Raw genomic sequence first — 421 nt, 5'->3', positions numbered from 1 at the left:
CGTCGCCGGTCTGGCGAGCCTCGACCGGCAGGAGCCGTCGGCGCCCCTGGCCGTCGAACCGACCGCCGTCAGCACCAGCCAGATCGATGTCACCCCGCCGCCGATGGGCTGGGCGTCCTGGAACAGCTTCGCAAGCAGCATCGACTACGACGTCATCAAGCAGCAGGCCGACGCTCTGGTCTCCTCCGGCATGGCGGCGGCCGGATACAAGTACGTCAACCTCGACGACGGCTGGTGGCAGGGCGACCGCAACGCCGACGGCTCCATCGTCGTCGACGAGACCCTGTGGCCCGGCGGCATGAAGGCCATCGCCGACTACATCCACAGCAAGGGCCTGAAGGCCGGCATCTACACCGACGCGGGCAAGCAGGGCTGCGGCTACTACTACCCCACCACCCGCCCCGCCGCCCCCAACACCGGT

Annotated in this window: 1 protein-coding gene; it reads left to right on the top strand. The window is 69.4% G+C overall.

Going from position 1 to position 421, the window contains the following annotated elements; translation table 11 throughout:
- Positions 1-10 precede the first annotated feature (10 nt).
- The coding region (locus tag KWI83_RS37900) for an alpha-galactosidase (protein ID WP_256363402.1) at positions 11-421 on the top strand (411 nt) is incomplete at its 3' end.

It is taken from the genome of Streptomyces sp. TRM70350 (assembly GCF_019219825.1).
Classification (GTDB): Bacteria; Actinomycetota; Actinomycetes; order Streptomycetales; family Streptomycetaceae; genus Streptomyces.
This window is presented reverse-complemented; position numbering and strand designations above follow the sequence as displayed.